The sequence below is a fragment of the Pseudarthrobacter sp. BIM B-2242 genome (assembly GCF_014764445.1).
Lineage (GTDB): Bacteria > Actinomycetota > Actinomycetes > Actinomycetales > Micrococcaceae > Arthrobacter > Arthrobacter luteus_A.
The window spans coordinates 2,484,700-2,506,105 of record NZ_CP061721.1; the positions used below are offsets into that span (position 1 = coordinate 2,484,700).

General features: G+C 63.5%; 18 protein-coding genes and 3 pseudogenes. 10 read left to right on the plus strand and 11 right to left on the minus strand.

Annotation, left to right across the window (positions count from 1 at the left end; genetic code table 11):
* Window positions 1–82 precede the first annotated feature (82 nt).
* Entirely contained in the window at window positions 83–787 is a 705-nt protein-coding gene (locus IDT60_RS11440; RefSeq protein ID WP_191079183.1) for a metal-dependent transcriptional regulator, read from the plus strand.
* 175 nt (window positions 788–962) lie between these two features.
* Here IDT60_RS11440 and IDT60_RS11445 read toward each other — a convergent pair whose 3' ends face one another.
* Window positions 963–2,312 carry an efflux RND transporter permease subunit gene (locus IDT60_RS11445; protein ID WP_370590748.1) on the minus strand — a complete coding sequence of 450 codons (1,350 nt, stop codon included), beginning with the start codon at window positions 2,310–2,312 and terminating at the stop codon, window positions 963–965.
* Between the two features lie 359 nt (window positions 2,313–2,671).
* Between IDT60_RS11445 and IDT60_RS11450 the strand changes: the two genes are divergently transcribed.
* A complete protein-coding gene (locus IDT60_RS11450; RefSeq protein WP_191079184.1) occupies window positions 2,672–3,871 on the plus strand; it encodes an IS110 family transposase in 1,200 nt (399 codons plus the stop codon).
* Between the two features lie 470 nt (window positions 3,872–4,341).
* On the opposite strand, the gene IDT60_RS11455 is transcribed toward IDT60_RS11450, so the two are convergent.
* Window positions 4,342–5,592: an Nramp family divalent metal transporter gene (locus IDT60_RS11455; RefSeq protein WP_139027873.1), complete on the minus strand. Its 1,251-nt coding sequence runs from the start codon at window positions 5,590–5,592 to the stop codon at window positions 4,342–4,344.
* Window positions 5,593–5,829: 237 nt separating this feature from the next.
* Here IDT60_RS11455 and IDT60_RS11460 point away from each other — a divergent pair, with 237 nt between their 5' ends.
* Entirely contained in the window at window positions 5,830–6,816 is a 987-nt protein-coding gene (locus IDT60_RS11460; RefSeq protein ID WP_191079185.1) for an arsenic resistance protein, read from the plus strand.
* A 401-nt stretch (window positions 6,817–7,217) separates the two neighbouring features.
* Here the strand turns inward: IDT60_RS11460 and IDT60_RS11465 are convergent, their stop codons facing one another.
* Together IDT60_RS11465 and IDT60_RS11470 are read right to left on the minus strand one after the other, a co-directional pair.
* The gene (locus IDT60_RS11465; RefSeq protein ID WP_139027875.1) at window positions 7,218–7,892 is read right to left on the minus strand and encodes a fasciclin domain-containing protein; all 675 of its coding nucleotides are present in this window, start codon (window positions 7,890–7,892) and stop codon (window positions 7,218–7,220) included.
* Between the two features lie 467 nt (window positions 7,893–8,359).
* On the minus strand, window positions 8,360–9,820 hold the full coding sequence (locus IDT60_RS11470; protein ID WP_191079186.1) for a multicopper oxidase family protein: 1,461 nt from the start codon (window positions 9,818–9,820) through the stop codon (window positions 8,360–8,362).
* A gap of 358 nt (window positions 9,821–10,178) precedes the next feature.
* Between IDT60_RS11470 and IDT60_RS23230 the strand changes: the two are divergent.
* The 7 genes and pseudogenes from IDT60_RS23230 to IDT60_RS11495 form a co-directional block, all read left to right on the plus strand.
* Window positions 10,179–10,430: pseudogene (locus IDT60_RS23230) on the plus strand (multicopper oxidase domain-containing protein); the annotation flags it as partial.
* 83 nt (window positions 10,431–10,513) lie between these two features.
* A complete protein-coding gene (locus tag IDT60_RS23235; RefSeq protein WP_223883697.1) occupies window positions 10,514–10,885 on the plus strand; it encodes a multicopper oxidase domain-containing protein in 372 nt (123 codons plus the stop codon).
* A complete protein-coding gene (locus IDT60_RS11480; RefSeq protein ID WP_223883698.1) occupies window positions 10,882–12,138 on the plus strand; it encodes a ZIP family metal transporter in 1,257 nt (418 codons plus the stop codon). Before IDT60_RS23235 ends, IDT60_RS11480 begins: the two co-directional genes overlap by 4 nt.
* A gap of 224 nt (window positions 12,139–12,362) precedes the next feature.
* Window positions 12,363–13,001, plus strand: a complete 639-nt coding sequence (locus tag IDT60_RS11485; RefSeq protein ID WP_191079187.1) for a hypothetical protein — start codon at window positions 12,363–12,365, stop codon at window positions 12,999–13,001.
* Between the two features lie 206 nt (window positions 13,002–13,207).
* Window positions 13,208–13,361 (plus strand): annotated as a pseudogene (locus tag IDT60_RS23240) (IS110 family transposase); the annotation flags it as partial.
* Window positions 13,362–13,397: 36 nt separating this feature from the next.
* Window positions 13,398–13,622, plus strand: coding sequence for a hypothetical protein (locus tag IDT60_RS11490; protein ID WP_191079188.1), 225 nt, complete (start codon window positions 13,398–13,400; stop codon window positions 13,620–13,622).
* A gap of 261 nt (window positions 13,623–13,883) precedes the next feature.
* Window positions 13,884–16,187 carry a bifunctional SulP family inorganic anion transporter/carbonic anhydrase gene (locus IDT60_RS11495; protein ID WP_191079189.1) on the plus strand — a complete coding sequence of 768 codons (2,304 nt, stop codon included), beginning with the start codon at window positions 13,884–13,886 and terminating at the stop codon, window positions 16,185–16,187.
* A 623-nt stretch (window positions 16,188–16,810) separates the two neighbouring features.
* Here the strand turns inward: IDT60_RS11495 and IDT60_RS11500 are convergent.
* The 7 genes and pseudogenes from IDT60_RS11500 to rplS all read right to left on the minus strand — a co-directional run.
* Window positions 16,811–17,494 (minus strand): annotated as a pseudogene (locus IDT60_RS11500) (magnesium chelatase domain-containing protein); the annotation flags it as partial.
* The gene (locus IDT60_RS11505; protein ID WP_191079190.1) at window positions 17,495–17,851 is read right to left on the minus strand and encodes a YraN family protein; all 357 of its coding nucleotides are present in this window, start codon (window positions 17,849–17,851) and stop codon (window positions 17,495–17,497) included.
* Window positions 17,852–17,980: 129 nt separating this feature from the next.
* On the minus strand, window positions 17,981–18,307 hold the full coding sequence (locus IDT60_RS11510; protein ID WP_111909356.1) for a DUF2469 domain-containing protein: 327 nt from the start codon (window positions 18,305–18,307) through the stop codon (window positions 17,981–17,983).
* A 60-nt stretch (window positions 18,308–18,367) separates the two neighbouring features.
* Window positions 18,368–19,120, minus strand: a complete 753-nt coding sequence (locus IDT60_RS11515) for a ribonuclease HII (RefSeq protein WP_191079191.1) — start codon at window positions 19,118–19,120, stop codon at window positions 18,368–18,370.
* Between the two features lie 2 nt (window positions 19,121–19,122).
* Window positions 19,123–20,064, minus strand: a complete 942-nt coding sequence (gene lepB / locus IDT60_RS11520; RefSeq protein WP_223883699.1) for a signal peptidase I — start codon at window positions 20,062–20,064, stop codon at window positions 19,123–19,125.
* Entirely contained in the window at window positions 20,065–20,742 is a 678-nt protein-coding gene (gene lepB / locus IDT60_RS11525) for a signal peptidase I (RefSeq protein ID WP_191079192.1), read from the minus strand.
* 79 nt (window positions 20,743–20,821) lie between these two features.
* A complete protein-coding gene (gene rplS, locus IDT60_RS11530) occupies window positions 20,822–21,181 on the minus strand; it encodes a 50S ribosomal protein L19 (RefSeq protein WP_164199238.1) in 360 nt (119 codons plus the stop codon).
* Between the last annotated feature and the right edge of the window lie 225 nt (window positions 21,182–21,406).

Below are 21,406 nucleotides of genomic sequence, written 5' to 3' on the forward strand. Positions count from 1 at the left end.
TCAAGGACTGAGCCCCTGGCCCTGACCATCCTTCCCCCAAAGGGACGGCTCACTGGCTCTCTGCAGGGCGGGCGGCGCGGCAATGGCTAAGGCCGACGGTTCTGACCTGACCGTTGCCGCTCAGGACTATTTGAAGCTCCTCTACACCGCCAATGAATGGTCGGATGCGCCGGTCACCGTTGGGCTGCTGGCGGACCGGCTGGGCCTGAGCATGTCCACGGTCTCCGAGGGTATCGCAAAGCTCGCGCTCCAGGGCCTGGTCTCACACGCCAAGTACAGCAGTGTCAGTCTCACTCCCGACGGGAGGCGGTACGCCCTGGTCATGGTCCGCCGGCACAGAGTCCTGGAAACCTTTCTGGTGCAGACACTCGGATACACCTGGGATGAAGTCCACGACGAGGCCGAAAAGCTCGAACACGCGGCCTCCGAAGACCTGATCGCCAGAATGGATGAACTGCTGGGACACCCGTCCACGGACCCCCACGGTGATCCCATCCCCACAGCCGACGGGCAGGTAAACCGCCCCGAAGCCAGCCAGCTCACTGCCGCACAGCCAGGACAAAACGTGGTCATTTGCCGGGTATCGGACACTGACCCGAAGTTGCTGCGTTATTTTTCCCGCCTTGGCCTCACTCCCGGGACCAAGCTCACCACCGGCCAACGGAAGCCCTTCACGGCAGGGACAACCGTCCGAATGACCGGCAGCGGGCAGGACATCACGCTTGGAACTGAAGCGGCGGACGCGGTCTGGGTGGTTCCTGCAGCAGCGGGGATTGAGCGCTCATGAGCTTATGTGGGCCATAGCCGCCGTCAGTACTTTCGTCACTGCCTAAGGGTCACGGCGCTGGCTGCCGCCGCCTTCGACCTCTGACCACCGGTGCTCTCCCGCTCGTGGGCGGCGGACAAAGATGATGGCGGCCGGGCGCGGAAAGCCGTAAGGTCCAGGCTGTTGCGGTGAGGTCTTAGGACCAGTTCCCCGCGCGCGTGCTGCCGTTGCCGGGAATCTCCTCCTGGCTGCGGTAGAGCTGCAGCCCGTTCAGGTCGGTCACGAGGTCTCCCACCACCACCACCAGGGCAAGCACCAGGCCGGAGAACACCATGACGTTCAATCCGACCCCCAGCGCGAACAGCACCAGCAGGGCGGCCACTGTGGATACCGTCAGGACCAGCAGTCCCACCAAAGCGACTCGCCAGGACCTGAAGAACATCCCGAGCAGGAGAGCCGCCAGCGCCAGGCTGACGAAGAGCGCAATTCCCAGGCTCTCCACCGCGGACTGGATGAAGGACGCCGGACGGTAGACACTGCTGTCCACGTCAATGCCCGAAAGGCCCGGTTTCAGGTCCTCCAGCGCCGACTCCAGGGCGGCGGTAATCTCCATGGTGTTCGCCTCGGGGAACTTCTCGACGACCAGCATCAGGCCTGGATCCTCGTCCAGCACTGCATCACCTATGAGCGGCTGATGATTTTCGCGCACTGAAGCAACATCCCCCAGCGTCAATGGGGCACCCGTCACTTTCTCCACGCTGACCTTGGCAAGATCGCTCGAAGTGGTGATCGGCAGCACGTGCTGGATACCGATGCGCTGGTTCTCCGTCTCCAGGAAGCCGCCGGTACCTGGCGTGGAGGCCTTAAGGAAGGTCAGGGGAGACACCCACACGGCATTGCCCGTGGTCTCCATGACCTGGTTCAGCGTCACTCCGCGTGCCTGCAGCACTGCCGGGTCCACTTGGACCTGCATCTGCTGCTCACGCTGCCCCCAGATGGAAACGTTCGCGACGCCGGGAACGCCCATCAGGCGTGGTTTGATGTTCCAGCGGGCCAACACGGACATGTCCATGAGCGGCATCTCCGAAGAAGAGAGCCGCACCATCATCACCCGGCCGGTGGAAGACTTGGGCTGCATCAGTACCGGCGGCGTGGAGACACGCGGCAAAGAGTGCGCCATGACCAGCCGCTCCGCCACGAGCTGGCGTGCCCGGGGCAAATCCGTCCCCGGCTCGAACAGCAGCTGGATTGAGGACAGGCCAGGAATGGACTGGGATCTGATCTCGTCCAGATAGGCGACGCCGTTGAGCAAGTCGACTTCCATCGGCGAGGTAATGAGCTGCTCTACCTCAACAGCGGACAAGCCCAGGGCTTCCGTCTGAATTTCCACCTGCGCTGGCTCGAATTCAGGAAGGGCATCCACAGAAACATGGGGAAGATACCAAAGACCCATGCCTACAATGCCGGCCGCCAAAGCCAGGACCAACAACCGAAATTGCATGCTCCATCGAGCAAATAAACCCGTCATAGCTCTTCCAAAGTGCATGTGGGAAATTTGGGCCGGCAAAGCGCCGAAAACCTTCCAAGGGACAGTTACCCAAGCTTCCCCCCGATCACGGCCACCAGACAGCCCCAACTTGATGCGCCGGAACCCCCAAAACAGGGGCACCTGCCCGTTACATTTATTCCGTCCCCGAGGGCCGGGGATTTGGTCGCTGGACCTGGTATGACTTTCTTGCCCTGTCACTGATGATCCGGGGGGTGTTGTCGCCAGGTTCGGAGACACGCGTTGACTGCTGATAGGGACACGGCCGGCTCCTTCCGAGGGGCGAGGTCTCTTTGTAACGTGGGTGCCAGCATCGGGTGTCGTGACGGCGGCCAGGAGTTGGTGCAAAGGAGCGCCGGATGGACGAAGGGTACGAGGTCTACTGCGGGCTTGATGTCGGTAAGTCTGAGCATCACGCCGCGGCGTTAAATGCGGTCGGCGAACGGGTCTTCGACAAGCCGTTGCCGCAGGACGAGGCGCGACTGCGCGAGCTGTTCACTGGGCTGCAGCAGCACGGCAGGGTGCTGGTCATCGTGGACCAGCCCAACACAATCGGCGCGCTGCCAATAGCGGTGGCGCGGGACTGCGGGTGCACCGTTGCCTACCTGCCGGGCCTGGCGATGCGCAAAGCCGCTGACCTGTACCCGGGAAAGTCCAAAACGGACGCCCGGGACGCGTTCATCATCGCCGAGACGGCCCGTACCATGCCGCACACGCTACGGGCCGTCGACCGGGACAGCGAGGTACTTGCGGCGCTGAAAGTGCTCTCCGGATTCGACGCTGATCTGACCCATGAATGCACCAGGGCAATCAACCGTTTGCGGTCCCTGCTGCTCCAGATTTTCCCCGCCTTGGAGCGCGTCTTCCCGGGGACCGTGCTGACCCGCGGCCTGGTCCTGGAGCTGTTCATCAAGTACTCCGGACCGACTGGACTACGGACCGCAGGCCGAGGCAACGTGCTGCGGTGGGCCAGGAACCACAGCCGGAAAGACCCGGTGAACCTGGTCGACGCGATCTTCACGGCGCTGGGCGAGCAAACCGTCACAGTCATAGGCACAGAAGCCGTTGAACTGGTCATTCCCCGCGTCGCAGCGCAAATCAAGGAGCTCAAACACCAGCGCGCCATCGTGGCCGAAGAAGTCGAAAAACTCCTTGATGACTTCCCTCTTTCCCAGGTCTTGATGTCCATGCCAGGAGTCGGCATCAAGACCGCAGCGACGATACTCCTGACCATCGGCGATGCCGGCACCTTCACCTCTGCCGGGCACCTCGCCGCCTACGCAGGCATCGCCCCTGTCACACGGCGCTCCGGCACCTCGATACGCGGTGAATTCCCCGCACGATCAGGAAACAAGCAACTCAAGAACGCCCTCTTCAGATCCGCCTGGATCGCCAGCTGCCACCACCCGGCTTCGAAGGCCTACTACCAAAAGAAACGGGCACAGGGGAAGAAGCACAACGCCGCCGTCATCTGCCTGGCCCGCCGCCGCTGCGACGTCATCTACTCAATGCTCAAACACGGCACCTTCTACGAGGACAAACCCGCCCTGGCCGCTTGACCAAAAGCATAGGGACACCCCCCAACCACACGGGGTGGGGCAGCACCGTCCCCCAAATTTTGGTGGTCGACAAAAAGGAATTGGAGCACTTATATTGCGGTACCGGACCAGAATGCACGGCCATGAAGATGACGGCACTGGCCATCAGCTGGCCAACACTTATCCGATCCAAAAAGGAGCTTTGGCATGTCCCCACGTCACGCCCGCACACCGGCACGGGGAATGGTGCACTTTTACACAGTCACAATGACCGCCGGCGTACTGGGCATCAGTGAAGCCGAAGTTGTGAAAATGCTGGAAAATGGGGAGCTCCGCGGTCTCCGGCTCGTGCCCCCGACACCATGGCTTGTCGATGGCAAAACCTTGGACGAGTTCGCCCTCCACTGGAGGAACAGCCCTCCCCAAAGCGACGAACGCCGAGCGAGTGGTCCCGTCCAGCAGCGGCGACTCCGCGTCAAACTCCGGAAGGATCAGGCTTGACCGGTAACGGTGAGGACGATGAGGACACAGTTCAGTCCCACAATCAGCGTCGCGCTGGTCCAGCCGGCGATCTTCAGCGGCATCGAGTCCGTGTGGATGCCCATCACATCACGTTTCCCGGTCAGCCGGATCAGCGGGATCAAAGCAAAAGGAATACCGAAGCTGAGCAGGACCTGGCTCAGAACCAGGGCCAGGGTCGGCTCGATCCCGGCGCCGAGGATCAGCAGGGCAGGGATCAAGGTGATGACGCGACGGGTCAGCAGCGGTACGCGGAGCTTCAGCAGCCCACCCATGATCGTGGCGCCCGCATAGCAGCCGACCGATGTCGAGGCCAGTCCCGAGGCCAGCAGCCCGATGGCGAACACGACGCCGATGACGGGACCAAGAGCCGACGTGACGGCGGCGTGGGCACCGGCGATCGTGTCCGTTCCTTCGATGCCACGCAGGCTGGAGGCGGCCAGCAGGAGCATGGCAATGTTAACTACCCCGGCGAGCATCAGGGCGCCCGCCACGTCGAAGCGGGTGGCCTTAATGAGTCGTGTCCGGACGGCGGGATCCTTGGAGAAGCCGTGCCTGTCCCGGGCCAGCGCCGAATGCAGATAAATCGCGTGCGGCATGACCGTGGCTCCCAGCATGCTGGCCGCAAGCAGGACGGTGTCCGTGCCCTCGAACCTGGGCACCAGGCCGCCCAAGGCGCTCCCGGCATCGGGCGGGTTCACGAAGAGCCCGGAGACGAAACCGACCGCGATGACGCCAAGCAGGATCAGGATCGCGTACTCGAAGGACTTCTGGCCCCGTGCGCTCTGCAACGCCAGAAGCAGCATTGATGCCACACCAATGATGAGGCCGCCGGCCAGCAGCGGAAGGCCGAACAACAGGTTCAGCGCCACGGCACCGCCGATGACTTCGGCCATGTCGGTTGCGCCGGCGACCACCTCAGCTTGGAGCCAGTACATCCGCCGTCGGCCGTTGCCAAGACGCTTGCCCAGAATCTCGGGAAGGCTCAGGCCCGTGGCCAGCCCGAGTTTGGCCGACTGATACTGCACCAGCACGGCCATGGCGTTCGCTGCCACCAAAACCCAGACCAGCAAATACCCGTAGCTCGCACCCGCAGTGAGGTTAGCGGCCACATTGCCAGGATCGACGTAAGCGATGGCGGCCACAAAAGCCGGGCCCATCAGCAGCAAGCGGGACCACCGCCGGCCCGCGGCCGGGCGTGCCTGAAGTATCGGAATAGCCATCATGGTCCTCGTCATCGTGGGCGTGGTGATACCACTGAGAATAACGCAAAATTAGGCGCACCGAAAAGTAAAGCTTCGGCTTACCTTCTTTCACGTTGGACATCACTGCACCTACTCATCAAGGTTCCGTACGGCGGCGGTGGTTTCTCAGCTGAGGACGCCGGTGCTTGTTCCCGGGCCGGTTGGCCTGCTTCGTCATCTTCCGACGCCCTTTATTCACCCGCCTACGCTTGATGAATGCGAGTAGCCCGTTTGGTCAGTGTCCTGGAGCGCCGGCAGATCGGCCTCTACCTGCTGGCCGTTGTCGCTGGAGGAGTGCTCGGCTGGCTGGTTCCTGCCGTGTCTGTGCCCCTGGAACAGGCCATCAACCCTGTTCTGGTGCTGCTGCTGTTTGCGACGTTCCTCGGCATTCCGTTTGCCTTGATCGGTAAGGCGATACGCGATGTCCGGTTCATGGCGACCGTTCTGGTCCTGAACTTCCTTATCGTCCCGGGCGTTGTCTTTACCCTGTCCCGGTTCATCGCACATGATCAGGCCCTTTTGATCGGGGTGATGATGGTGCTGTTGACCCCCTGTATCGATTACGTAATCGTCTTCTCCGGACTGGCCGGCGGATCAAGCGACCGGCTTCTTGCGGCCGCGCCGCTGCTCATGCTCACGCAGATGCTGCTGTTGCCCCTGTATCTGCTGTTCTTTGTAGGCCCCGACCTGGTCTCCGAGATAGAGCCAGGGCCCTTCATTGAGGCTCTCGTCTTCCTGATCATCATCCCGCTTGTTCTGGCGGCGCTCACCCAGGAATGGGCCAGACGGGCAGCCGGAGGCCGTGCCGTGATGACGCTGATGGAAGGGCTGATGGTTCCCTTGATGATGCTGACCCTCGCTGTCGTCATTGGGTCACAGATCACCGGCGTGGGCAGCCAGATCGGATCCCTGCTGTCGGTCATCCCGGTCTACGCGGCATTCCTGGTGGTGATGGTCCCGCTGGGCATGGCAGCGGCGCGGGCAGGCGGACTGGACGCCGCCAGTACCAAGGCCGTGATCTTCAGCGGCGCAACACGCAACTCATTGGTCGTACTCCCCCTGGCCCTGGCCCTGCCCGAGCCGCTCGCCCTGGTATCCCTCGTCGTCGTTACCCAGACATTAGTGGAGCTCATCGGGATGGTGGCCTACGTCAAGATCGTCCCCCGGATCATCAGGACGGACCGGACCCTCAAGTCCAGCTAACGCGGCCCCTCCGCCCACTCCCCCAGCGCCGCCGGCCCATGAAACACTCCTCACACAGATGAGTAAATGAAGCCTTACCCGTTTCAGTTTGCCCAGCAGTCATAGAGAACGGATATGGCTGGGCCGCGGTCAGTCTTGGTCCCAGCAGCTGCGGGAGATTGCTGGCTCTGCACGGCAGCCAGCGGAGATGACGGAAAGAGCAGGTTCACTCTCAAGACCAGCGGCCCACCATGGCATTCCTGCCCCATGGACTTAGGCGTCCAATGTGAGTTCTCGGTAATTCTTACCGCGGCCAAAGAGGGTGTGGCTACACAAGAAACTGCTCCTTGGAAGTTTGGACTAATAAATTCAGTTCCAACTTCCAGGGAGCAGTCCTATTTGGCCCTAGGCCAGCAGCCGATTCACTTGGGCATCAGCACCGAGTCGATGAGGTAGACGGTTGCGTTCTTGGTCTGCACGCCGCCGCAGATGACGCTGGCGTCATCGACCTTGAGGGTTTCACCGCTGCCGGTGACCGTGACGGATCCGCCCTGGACCGTGGCGTGGGTGCCAGCGATCTTGTCGGGAGTGATCTGACCCGGGACCACGTGGTAGGTCAGGATCTTGCTCAGCAGAGCATCGTCGGTCTTAAGGGTTTCGATGGTTGCGGGGTCAATTTTGGCGAAGGCCTCATCCACCGGTGCGAAGACAGTGAATTCGCCGCCGTTAAGGGTGTCCACCAGGTCAACCTTGGGGTTCAGCTTGCCGGACACTGCGGCGGTCAGAGTGGTAAGGATCGGGTTGTTCGATGCTGCGACAGCGACTGGATCCAAGGCCATGCCTTCCACCGAGCCTGCGCCGGTGGGGACCTGCTCGGCGTAACCAGCGCAACCCGGGCCGACCAGGTTGACGGCCGGGTCCATAGCGTCGGCCGAAGAGCTGGCGGACGGTGCCGGCGCCGCACTGGAAGCAGAAGGCGCGGCGGCGGGAGCAGATGAGCCTGAAGTGGCAGCCGATCCCCCGCAGGCGGTCAGGCTTAGCAAAGCCGCCGCTGCAACGCCTGCGACCGTGAACGTGCTGCGCTTAATTGTCTGCATTCCAGTACTCCTTGAATTGTGACGGGCATGGCCCGGACCGATGTTCACCTGCCCCTGGCCGGTGTCTCAATGACTATTCGGCCGACGCAGAAACATGGATGGGTCAATATCAAGAAGTTTTTCCTGAGATCCTTCGCTTCTGAGAAACGCGCCATCGCGGACCGTCAAAGTGAGGTGCTCCGCCGCCGCTTTAGGACCAGTCTGATCAAAACAATCCGCCTCGTGGGTGGCCAGGGTAACCCAGCCGGAAAATCGACTGGCGTGCCAGGTGTACGTCCAGGTTCAGGTACATCCAAATCTGACGCCAAGGCGTCAACAGGAAGACTTGAACCTTGTTCCTCTTTGGCCGGGTACAAGAGCTGTCGTGCTGGCGGCGTCAGAACGTCCCCATACCGATGTACTGTTCCGAGCCCTAGTGGCGGCCGTCAGTCTCTTTAGAGCACAATGAAGGCCTCTGTTTCTTGGCTTCATTGTGGTTGGACGACTATGAACTGGCCCATCATGCCCTGGTCGGCGTGCCGTACCAAATGGCAGTGGTACATGTAGGCCGTCTCCGGGTCGGTATGGCGGCCGAACTTCAAGGCAATCCGCGCCGAGGTCCCTACCGGCAGGAACACGGTGTCCTTCCACCCGGAGAATTCCGGGCCAGGATCGGCGCCGTTGAGTTCCAGGATCCGGAACTGCACCCCGTGGACGTGGAAGCTGTGCGGCTGGTTATCGATGTTGCTGACCATCCATATTTCCACCGTGCCGGCGCCGACGGTCGCGTCGATCCGGGACATGTCCATCATGCGCCCGTTGATGTACATGCCTTTGAGAATGAAGCTGCGCGTTGCCGCCGACATTTTCGGGTCAACAGGCTCGAGGTCGGCCAAGCGTTCGGGCAGTTGCGGTGAACCGGCCAGCTTATCGGCGGCCCTGAACTGCAGCAGGTCCAGCACGTCGTTGCCGCCGGCGCCGTCGTTAAATTCCCTGCTCATCCCCAGTTCGTGGGGAAAGGACCGGAGCACGGGCTGTTCCCCGGGCGTGAACCGGACCACGATTTCGGCCCGCTCCCCCGGTGAGAGCAGCAGCCTCCCAACAGCAACGGGTGCCGGCAGCAGGCCGCCGTCGCTGCCTACCACCTGGAACTGCCGGTTATCGGCGAAACCGAAATTGAAGATGCGTGCGGTCGCAGCGTTGAGGAGCCGCAGCCGTACAGCCTCCGTTGTGACGGCCAGGTGCGGGTTGCAGGTACCGTTGACAAGGACCGTGTCGCCCAGCAGCCCGGTCTGGGCGGGCGGGCCCGGCCGGAAGGATCCATCATCACCAAAGGTCCGGTCCTGGACGACGACGGGAACATCATCCACCCCGTACTCGAAGGGCAGGCCCTGAACCGGCTCGTCGCCGTCAATAATGAACATCCCCGCCAGACCGCGGGTCATCTGCGCTTCGGTCTGCCCATGGGGGTGCGGGTGGTACCACAGGGTGGCCTCGGGCTGGTCCACGGTCCATTCAGGGGTCCAGACAGCGCCGGGATTGATGATCTGGTGGGGGCCGCCGTCGAAAACGGCGGGCAGCCGCATGCCGTGCCAGTGCACGGTCGTTGACTCCTCCAAGGCGTTCACGACGGTGACGCGGACCTTCTCACCGCGGCGCGCCCTGAGGGTGGGACCCAGAAACGCTCCGTTATACCCCCAGGTAGGAGTCGTCCTGTCCGGCAGGAAACGGCTGCTTCCGGCCTCCGCGGTTAACTCGAAGACCCGGGTTCCGTCCGCTGCGGTCATCGAATCAGCCAGCGGCGGAATGCCCAGAGGATTGGCGAAGTCCAAGGTCCCGACGGTGGAGAACGCCGCGCGTGTGTCGCCGTTCCTGCAACCGGTCACGGTCAGGGCTGCGGCGCCTGCCGCTCCGAGCAGGAACGCGCGCCGGGAAACAGGGGGATTCACCCCTCCAGCCTAACGTGCAAGCAAAGTCGGCCACGGCACGCTAAACGAGGGGTTTGGTTCGTTGAACCCAGGATCATGACTTCCCGCAGGTCCTGGCGATCGCCGGGATTCACACAATGCAGGTGTTTCTGTCGCCAGGAGTCAGGCACCATCGTTCCGGCCGGACCGGAACGGTGGTGCAGGTAAACGCTTAGCGGCGCTTTCAGGCGGCTACGACCCAGATTGAATCGGCGGCCGCTGATCCGAGGTCGAGCTCGTGGCCGTTCCCTGCCACGCGGATGCTGGTGAGCGCGACGATGTCCCATTCGCGCAGGGTCCTGCCGTCGCGGTCGATAAGGATTTTGAGATCGCGCCGGGGGTGACGTTCCCGGGCTGGAGCTACAACGGCCGGATTCCCGGACCGACCCTCTGGGCGAAGGAAGGCGATGCACTGAAGATCCACTTCACCAACGCCGGAGCCCACCCCCACACCATCCACTTCCACGGAATCCACACGGCCGAGATGGACGGCACGCCCGGGATCGGCGCCGGGTCCATCGCCCCCGGGCAGAGCTTCACCTACGAATTCGATGCCACACCGTTCGGCACCCACTTGTACCACTGCCACCAGTCACCGCTGGCCCCCCACATCGCCAAGGGACTCTACGGCGGCTTCATCATCGAACCCGGCCCAAGGCCGACAACGAGATGGTCATGGTCACGAACGGGTACAACACGGACGGCGGTGACGACAACGAGTTCTACTCCGTCAACGGGCTGCCGTTCCACTTCATGGACTACCCGGTCCAGGTCAAGCAGAACGAACTGGTGCGGATCCACCTGATCAACGTCCTGGATTACGACCCGATCAATTCCTTCCACGTGCACGGGAACTTCTTCCACTACTACCCGACCGGGACCATGCTGACCCCCAGCGAATACACGGACACCATCTCCCAGATGCAGGGCCAACGGGGGATCCTGGAGCTCCGGTTCCCGTACCCGGGCAAATACATGTTCCACGCCCACAAAACCGAATTCGCCGAACTCGGCTGGATGGGCTTCTTCGAAGTGAGCCCGTCATGACCCGCACAGACACCACAACCACGACGACAGACACTACGAGCACCACACAAACGGCAGGAGGCGCAGCGCCGCGGCCGCCGAAACCGCGCTGGCTGCTCGGCCTCGGGCCCCTGGTGCTGATCGCGGTCCTGCTGGGCCTGTTTTCGCTCCTGAATGGACCCGGGCTGTCCCGGCTCGGCGAGGGGGTTCCACCCAAGGAAGACGTGGCTGTCGAAGACATCCGGCTGACCCCGGGTCAGATCATTCTCACGGTCCGCAACCAGGGCCCTGACCCGGTCTCCATCGCCCAGGTCAATGTCTCGGACTACTACGCGCCCTTCAGCCAGACCGCGGAGGTCATGGCCCCGCTGCAGTCCACCACCATCACCGTCAGCTACCACTGGGTGGACGGTGACCCCTACGAGATTGCCCTGGTGACCTCCATCGGAGGCAAAATCACCGCGGCGATCGACGCCGCCGCCCTGAGCCCTGAACGTGACGGCTCCTTTCTGGGCCTCATGGCCCTGCTCGGCGTATACGTCGGAATCATTCCGGTGGCCCTGGGCATGCTCTGGATGCCCTTCGTCCGGCGCTCCTCGGCGGCGTGGGTGCGCGGACTTCTTGGCGTCACCGTCGGGCTGCTGGCCTTCCTGACCTTCGACGCCACCTTCGAGGCCTTCGACCTTGTCGCCGGCAACAGCTCCTTCGGCGGACCACTGGTCGTGATCCTCGGAGCCCTGCTCTCCTACCTGGTTCTGGAAGCCACCGATGCCTGGATGCGACGCCGCCAGGAGCTGCACGCGGCCGCGCAGCCTGCCGCACTCCCGCCCGGGCGCCTGGCCCTGCTGATCGCCGTCGGCATCGGGCTGCACAACCTGGGCGAGGGTCTTGCCATCGGCTCCGCCTACGCAATCGGATCATTGGCCCTCGGCGCGTCCCTGATTGTCGGTTTCGCCATCCACAACACCACCGAGGGTCTGGCCATCGTCACACCCCTGGCCCGCACCCGTCCCTCCCTGGGCCGGCTCGCGGCCCTGGGACTGATCGCCGGGGCACCAGCCGTGCTCGGGGCACTCATCGGAGCCACCGTCTACCAGCCCACACTGGGCGCCTTCCTGCTCGGCGTGGGCGCCGGAGCCGTCGGGCAGGTCGCCGTCAAGCTCCTGCCGCTCCTCAAAGACCACGACGGAAAGACACTCACGCCACTGACCGCCGGCGGCATCCTGGCCGGCATCGCCGTCATGTTCGCAACCGGACTGCTCGTCGTCGCCTGAAACCGCCACGGAATGGGCACAGGACCCCGCTGCCGCGCCATGACAGTACCGACGGCGGGGTGGCTCCATGCAGTGCTGTGGCACGGGACCAGGGGTGCCTCGCGCCGTCCTGCCAGCAGCCAGCATCATGCGACGCGTTCTTGCCGGTGGGACTTCTCGCCAGTTCCCGGCTGTTCAATCAGGTATTGTCCTAATGGATCCAGCCGCCGCGGGATAATAGGGCCATGGCCAAGACTCCCGCCCAGCGCATCAAAAAGCACGGCAACAAGGCCGTGGTACCCGAACACCAGCTGCCTCCGGTGATCAACCCCACCACCACCCGGTCGCTGCAGAAGGCGCAGTCCAACGGCAACCCGATCGTCATTGCCGGCGTCGTAGCCAGCCTGTTCCTGTTCTGGTACCTGCACCTGCTCACACTGAACCAGATGACCCAGCTGACCGGCGGCCTCGCCATGCCGGATTCTCTCGTGGGCGGCTTCTCCACCGAATACCTTCAGCAGCTCCGGGCAGCCATGGATGACGAAGCCCGCGGGCAGCTGAACTACGTCCACAAGACCGCCGGCACACTGTTTCCGCTCATTTTCGGCTTCAGCTGGCTCCTGCTGATCGGCACGAACGTGCCCAGAAAAGCCTTACGCTGGGCGATGTGGGCTGGACCCCTGCTGTTTGTTGTTATCCGGCTTTGGGGCAATGTGGCTATTGATGCGGCCCTGGCCACGCCAACGCCCGACGCAGGCTCGGTGGTTTTGGCGTCCACCCTCGCTGTTTCGGGCTGGGTGCTTCTCCTGCTGAGCCTGGCTGTGGGAGGAGCGGCGGTGCTTCTGGGCCGCCGGGAAGTCCGGCTGGGCGCCGGTCGGCCCTGACCAGCCTGCCCGGACAGTGGGCAGCGGAACTGATGCACCTGAATTCGTTGCGGGTAACGTCGGTATTTCCGGTCCGAATTGGCTCGCAGGGCCCTTACGTCGCCAGCGAAGGTGTGATCTTCTCCGCAAGCGCGCCCGTTGGGTCAACACAGCAGCTGGCATCAAGGGTAGAAGCCGATAGCGGGTTATTGAAAGGATGGCGTTCCGATCCTTATCCATTGGCCTACTACGAGCGGAAACGCACGAAGGGAAGAAACACAACGCTGCCATCATCTGCCTCGCCCGGCGCCGCTGCGAGTCATCTGCGCCATGCTCAAAAACGGAACCCTCTACCAGGAAAAAGTTCCCCAGGCCGCTTGACCAAAAGCATAGGGACACGTTGCCAGCATCGTGAACGTGCCGGAGGGCAACTACACCCTCACGTTCGTGTGCGAAGGCGGCGGCAAAGCCTTCCTTACGGCACGGGTGGAAGAACGCGAGTTGATTGACTTTGGTGCGGTCTGCACCGGTGCGCGCGAAAGTATTAAAATCCTGATTCCGGAATCGGGCCCTGTGGAAATCACCGCATCCAGCGTGGATGCGCCTCTGCTTTACGCGTACCACCTCGTTGCCCGAGCTTAGCCACTCCATCGGCAGGTCCTCAGGACACTACGGGGTCACCGAAGTCGTCTTCACTGAATGCCGGAAGTGCACCGGCTGACCGCCGTCGAGTTGTAGCGCAAGGTCTCCCTAACGCGCAGTGCGCCCACAAAAGTTCCCGTTGGTCCCCACATGACGGCCCATACTCGACAACTTGGTCACGCTTGTCACATCAGCTTGTCACTGCACATGACAGCCTTCCTACGCTAAAGGGGTTCAGCGTTCCCGAGCAAAGGAAACTCCATGCCGCATTCATCAGGTTCCGCCACCGTCCCCAATGACGCCCACACCCCGCCGGGCCGAAGACCCCAGAGAATCAAGAAACCAAGTTTCCTCAGCTCCCTCGGCGCCGACCTTCCCGCATCACTCGTCGTCTTCCTTGTCGCCCTCCCGCTCTCACTGGGCATCGCCGCAGCCTCGGGGGCACCAGTCATGGCCGGCCTTATCGCGGCGGCCGTCGGAGGAATTGTCGCGGGCACTCTGGGCGGCTCCCCTTTGCAGGTGAGCGGCCCGGCGGCCGGCCTGACCGTCGTCGTTGCCGGCCTAGTGGACGAGTTCGGCTGGCAAGTGACATGCGCGATCACCGCTGCTGCCGGCGTCATGCAGCTCCTACTGGGGGTCAGCCGCGCAGGGCGCGCCGCGCTGGCCGTGTCGCCGGTGGTGGTCAAGGCCATGCTGGCCGGCATTGGCATCACGATCATCCTGCAGCAGTTGCACGTTCTGCTCGGCGGCAACGCGGCCGGTTCCGCCGTCGAAAACCTCGCCGCCGTTCCTGCGGCGATCATCAACGTGGAGCTGCATTCAGCCCTACTCGGCCTCACCGTCGTAGCCATTCTTCTTGCCTGGAAGTACCTCCCGGCCGCGGTGCGGAAAATCCCCGGCCCGCTCGTCGCCGTCGTCGCTGTCACTGCGTTGTCCGTGGCGGTAGCCCCTAACGTGGCGCGCATCAGCTTCAACGGTTCCCTGTTCGACGCCATCGCCCTGCCGAATCTGCCGGACGGCAACTGGCGCGGCGCTGCAACAGCCGTCATCACGGTCGCGTTGATCGCGAGCATTGAGTCGCTGCTGTGCGCGGTGGCCGTGGATAAGATGCACACCGGCCCGCGCTCACATCTCAACCGCGAGCTCATCGGCCAAGGCTCGGCGAACATTCTCTCCGGCATGCTCGGCGGTTTACCGGTGACGGGTGTGATCGTCCGCAGCGCCACCAACGTGGAAGCCGGCGCCGCAAGCCGCGCGTCCGCCATCCTCCACGGCGTCTGGGTCCTTGTGTTCTCCGCCCTGTTCGCCGGCCTCATCCAATTGATTCCGCTGGCCGTTCTGGCGGGGCTGCTGTTGGTCATCGGTGCAAAGCTCATCAAAGTCGCCGACATCAGGACGAGCCTGCGCACCGGGGACCTCCTCGTCTACGTGGTCACCCTGGTCTGCGTCGTGTTCCTCAACCTGCTCGAAGGCGTGATCATTGGCCTCGCACTCGCTGCCCTGTGCGTTTTGTGGCGCGTGCTCCGGGCGCAAATCCACACGCACGCACCGTCCGCACAACGACTTCCGTGGCGCGTTACGATCGCCGGTTCCTGCAGCTTCTTCGCCCTGCCGCGGCTCAATCGCGCTCTCCATTCCGTGCCCGAGGGCCAGGACACTGTAGTCGAACTCAACGCCGACTACCTCGATCATGCTTTCCGCGAGGCTTTGCTCGCCTGGCAGCGGCAGCACCGGGACACGGGCGGGACCGTGACTCTCGAGGAGCACGGCACCACGGCGTTCCGCGATGCCGCGGACAACACACCCCAGCGCCAGGACCCCCGCGAATTCCCGCTGCCGCCCCGCACATCCTGGCAGCCGTCACCTCTGGACAGCGCCCACCAAGCAGAGGACGCCGACGGCGGGCGGCTGCCGCTGCGGTCAATTCTCCTGGGCATCGACAAATACCACCGGCGCTACGCGGACAAGGTTCGGCCGCTGGTACAGGATCTCACCGAGGGACAGAATCCGGACACACTGTTCGTCGCCTGCGTCGACTCCCGGGTCAACCCGAACCTCATCACCAGCAGCGGCCCCGGTGACCTCCTGACTCTCCGGAACATCGGCAACGTCGTGTGCAGCGACGGCCGCGATGCCTCGATCGATTCGGCGCTGTCCTTCGCGGTCAAGGGACTGTCCGTGGACTCGATCGCGGTCTGCGGCCACTCCAACTGCGGCGCGATGAAGGCCGTGCTGGCTGATGCCCAGGGTGCTTCGAATGCCGCACTGGGAGCGGGCTTCGATGCCTGGTTGGAACACGCCCGGCCAAGCTACCGCGAACTCGTGGCCGGTCACCCCGTGGCGTTGGCCGCTGAAGCCGCAGGGTACAGCCACCTCGACCAGCTCAGCATGGTCAACGTCGCCGTCAAACTCAGAAAGCTCGAAGAACACCCGGTCACCGGTCCCGCCTTGGCTTCCGGACAGGTACAGGCCACTGGTCTGTTCTACGACATCTCTACGGCCCGCGTGGTCCTGGTGACCCCGCAGGGCATCGAGCAGCTGGATCCGAGCATGGCGCTTCGCTAGGCGGCGTCCCTTCACGACCCTCGACGCGGCCATGGCCCCGACACTCCGGCTTTCACGGCGTGTCGGGGTGAGCGGGCTTTCACAGAAGGCCGTGGGGACAAGCCCAGCCGCATGCTGCCGCTGGATGGGCTTGAGGCCACGGGAGGTAGCTGAGTTGCGGATTGCTTAGTCGTGCCACTGCGATGAGGTCAGGAGCACGGCGGAGAGCCAAAGCATCCAGCCGCCGTCAAACCAGGCACCCAAGCTGATCTGAATCCCTTGAAGACGAGGACGGGAATGGCGACAAGCTGAGCGAAGGGCTCTGAGGCAAGCTGCTCACCGCTCTGCCGCATTGGGAACGCTTCTGTACCCAGCGCTGCTCGCCGGAGCATCGCCACCACACTCGCGGAACCGACCGAAAGAACTAGGCGGACACCGGAGGCCGCGGTTAGATGGCTTAGCCCACTGGCTTTCATCGCCGTGTCGAGGTCCGCGCTCACCGCTCGCACGTCGCACGGTGAGCCCGGGCAGCCGCTCGGCCGGGCTCGGGCAGGCGCTGCTTCCGCGCGATGAATGTCACGCGCATGTTTGACGGCAAGTCAGCACCGCTTATGCCCTTCACGCATACATGGTTAAGGGCATACCCCCGGGGGTCCTGTCAGCAGAAGGTGGTGGGCCCCGGCCGCGGCTACTTCAAGCGCCCGCCGTGCCTCCCCCTGGCCGGACACATCCGCCATGTCCGGAACGGCCAGGGCGCCTTGAATGGAATCCCCGTGATCGGCTTCATCCTCAGGCTCGAAATCCAGCGCCAGTTCCTGCGGGTCCGCCCCGAAGTCGAGGGCCAGCCGGGCAAGGGTCCGGTATCCCCTGACGGTAGCACCCGGGACGAGTGAGGCTTCGGCGAGGTTTGCCTGTGCCACTACAACGTCCGGATAGCCGGCCTGGACGGCGGCCATCACCGCCGGCAGGATCCCGCGAATGGGCCGCAGCCGGCCGTCAAGGCCCAGCTCCGCGATGAAGACGGTCCGTTCGGTGGCCCTGATGTCGTCGGCGGCCCGCAGGACCGCCATGGTGACAGCAAGGTCAAACCCGGAACCGCGCTTGGGCAGCGACGCAGGAATCAGGTTGGCGGTGATCTTCCGCCGGCTCAGCGGGATGCCGGAGTTTTTAGCCGCGGACCGTATCCGTTCCTTGGCCTCGTTGAGTGCGGCATCGGGCAGGCCGAGGATGATGAATGCCGGCAAAGTCTGGCCGATGTCAGCCTCGACCTCAACGACGTACCCGTTCAACCCCACCAGTGCCACCGAGTAGGTCCGGCCCAGCGCCATCTAGCCCACCCCTTTGAGGTGTTCCACCAGGGGGTCGCCGCCGCCGTCGTCCACCACGGCAATAACGTCCACGCGCCGCAGCGGCATGCGCAGTTCCCGGTCCCGGCACCATGCCGCTCCCAGCCGATGAAGCCGGGCGAGTTTGGCGGTGCCCACGGCCTCAAACGGGTGGCCGTAATCCAGGGTGCGCCGGGTCTTCACCTCGGCGATCACCAGGGCATCCCCGTCCAGCGCGACGATGTCTATTTCGCCTTCGGTACATCGCCAGTTCCGCTCCACCACAAGCATGCCCAGCGATTCAAGATAGCCGGCGGCAAGCTCCTCGCCGCGCCGGCCCAACAGGTCTTTGGCTTTCATTTCTACCTCCGCCATAAGCCTGCAGTGGCAGGGCGGCGGAGGGCGGAAAGCTATGAGCCTATGTGGGTAACCTCAAGGCAAAAAGCTTCGCTGCAGCGGTGTGGAGGAGAAGTGGGGAATGGGAAGGCGTCAGTTGCCCAGGTCCACGTCCTTGGGCAACGCGAGTTCCTCGTTGCGCGGAAGTTCTTCAACATTGACGTCCTTGAACGTCAGCACCCGGACCGTCTTGACGAACCGTGCCGAGCGGTAGACGTCCCATACCCAGGCGTCCTGCAGCGTCAGGTCGAAGTACACTTCGCCGTCGGCGCTGCGGGCCTGCAGGTCAACGTGGTTGGCGAGGTAAAAGCGGCGCTCGGTCTCGACAACGTAGCTGAAGAGCCCGACGACGTCCCGGTATTCACGGTAGAGCTGCAGCTCCATGTCGGTTTCATAGTTTTCAAGATCCTCAGCACTCATGCTTCCATCTTGCACCATCCAAGGCGCCACCGGCGCAGCAGCACGAGTCCGGCATCGGTGCTACAGCTCAATACCTGGCGCCAGGTCACCGCCGAGGAGGTTCCAGCTCACCCGGTGGTAGGGCGTGGGGCCGGCGGCGCGCAGGGCGTCCCGGTGAATCGAAGTGGCATAGCCCTTATTGACGTCCCAGCCAAACTCCGGATACTCGGCGTGCAGGCCGCGCATCTGCTGGTCCCGCTCAACCTTCGCGATCACGCTGGCGGCCGCCACGCTGAGGCACTGCATGTCCGCCTTGACCTTGGTATGGACCGGAGCGGAGCAGCCGGAGTCAAGCACAGGCTCGTCGAACAGGGAAAGCTGCGCGGCCGGCGAAAGCCAGTTGTGGCTGCCATCGAGCAGCACCACATCCGGGCTTACCCCTGATGCGAGGATCTCCAGCCACGCGCGTGTCCCGGCGAGCCGCAGCGCGGCGATGATGCCGAGGGCGTCGATTTCGTGCGCGGATGCATGCCCCACCGCCGACGCGACGCTCCAGCGCCGCACCAGCGGTTCCAGGCGCTCCCTCTCCGCAGGACTCAGCAGTTTGCTGTCCCGCACCCCGGACAGGGGCTTCTGCGTGTGGAGGTCGACGACGGCGATACCGACACTCACGGGCCCCGCCAGGGCTCCGCGCCCCACCTCGTCGACGCCGGCCAGATAGCGGGCACCCTGTGCCTTGAAGGTCCGCTCATGACGGAGGGTCGGGGCTTTGGACCGGGGCCCTGCGGCCCGGCCCTGCCCCTTGGCCGTCGGAGCCGGTGTGACTGTTGACACGGCTACTTCCCCGCGGGCACATTCCGGAAGACATCGGGGTAATTATCCAAGACCGTGATCCTGTTCAGCGGCCACGCGATGACGGCGGCTTTGCCCTCCACATCCACCAGGTCAACGAATCCGCCATTGGAGTCCAGGTGCGCGCGGGAGTCAGCGGAATGGTTGCGGTTATCGCCCATCACCCACACTTTCCCTTCCGGCACAACGACATCGAACGCCCGGATCTCCGGTGGCTCGGCAGCGTTGACGTAGCTCTCCTCGAGAGGAACCCCGTTGATGGTCAGTTTACCGCCGACGTCGCAGCAGATCACGGTATCCCCGGGGAGGCCGATGACGCGTTTGACGAGGTGCTGTTCAGAGTTGTCCGGAAGAAGTCCCACAAACGTCAGGCCGTCCTGGACCCACTTAAAGGGCCCGGCCTCCTTCTCCGGCACCTCGGCCAGCCAGCCCTGGGTGTCCCTAAAGACCACAACGTCGCCGCGTGACAGTGCAAAGGGCTCGGGCACCAGGAGGTTCACAAAAATCCGGTCGTTGACATCCAGGGTACTGACCATGGATTCCGACGGTATGTAGAAGGCCCGGAACAGGAAGGTCTTGATCAGGAAGGACAGAACCACGGCGATCACCACAACAGTGGCAACTTCCTTCAGCCAGACAAAAATCTGGCTGGGCGCGTCGGCTTCGGACTTTGGTGCGGCTGAGCGCCGCCCTGGTTCGGGTGCGGCCGGCCTGGAGTCAGTTCCGGCGTCGGGCACGTCGCGGGCGGAAGCACCGGCGTCGGCCGTGCCGTGGGCGGAAGCACCGCCGTCGGAATTCACGGGGCCTGAACGGTCAGGCCCGGAACCCGCACGGCCGGCATCAGTGGTGCCGGCTGCAATGGGGTCAGTGGTGTAACCGGTGGCACCATCACGAGGCTCGGGAGTCCGGGCTTGGTTCTCGGGCATCTACGGTCCGTCCTCTGTTGTTGGTCCTGCCGCATGCGGCCGTGGTATTTCAGCAAATCTATCAAGTGGCCAGATGATTTGGACCGGCCTGCCAATGACTCTGGCAAGCGGCACCATGCCGCCGCCCGGAGCCCCCAGCAGGCTGCGCGAATCAGCGGAAACCGAGCGGTGGTCACCCAGGAGCCACAGCCTCCCGTCGGGAACGACCGCGGTGAAGACCTGTGTGCTTGGCCTGTCCCCCTCGAAGAGGTAGGGCTCGTCAAGCGGCGCACCGTTCACGGTGATCTTTCCGTTCCCGTCGCAGCAGACCACTGTATCTCCCGGAAGTCCGATGACCCGTTTGACGTACGTGGTGTCGCTGCCGGTCAGGCCCAGCCACTGGCCGGCTGCCGCCACCGAATCCAGCAAGGGGCCTTTCCCGCTGTTCAGCGGAGCAAAGGATCCCCTGCCGTCAAAGACCACGATGTCACCGCGGCGGATTGGCTCGTCCTGGAAGCCTGTCCTGGAGACGAGTATCCGGTCGCCGCCCTCAAGGACGGGCTCCATGGAGTTGGACGGAATGAAGTACACATCCAGCCACAGCGAGCGGACCAGGCCGCTGACCGCAACGGCGAGCACCAGCGCCAGGAACACAAAACGCCAGCCCATTTTTCTGGGCTGGCGTTTTGTCTGGTCCATAATCCGTATTCCTGGGGCGCTGTTGCGAAGGCTCCGGCGCCGGCCTGGAACGGCTTGGCCTGTGTAGGTCCCGAAAGACTTACTTCTTGGGCTGGAAGTCGCGCTTTTCCTTGATCTTCGCAGCCTTGCCGCGGAGATCGCGCATGTAGTACAGCTTCGCGCGGCGCACGTCACCCTTGGAGACAACCTCGATCTTTTCAATGATCGGGGAGTGAACCGGGAACGTACGCTCCACACCGACGCCGAAGGAGACCTTGCGGACGGTGAAGGTTTCGCGAAGGCCATCGCCGTGACGGCCCAGGACGAAGCCCTGGAACACCTGGACACGGGAGTTCTTGCCTTCGATGATGTTCACGTGAACCTTGAGGGTGTCACCCGCGCGGAACTCGGGAACATCGGTGCGCAGCGAGGCTGCATCTACGGAATCGAGAATATGCATTATTGCACTCCTGGTGAACGCCACAGGTCATTCACTTTGGGTCACGGCGGCCAAGCCCGGACGCACAAGTGCGCACCGGAAATTACCGCCGAAAGTTAAGTGTCCGGTTCCTTCAATGCTTGAAAGGACCGGGGTGTCCGGCTGTTGGTTGCGCTCCCCCTGTGGCAGGTGCGGACCCAGCAGACACAAAGACTAATTTTGCCACACTCGCAGGCCTTCGGCCAA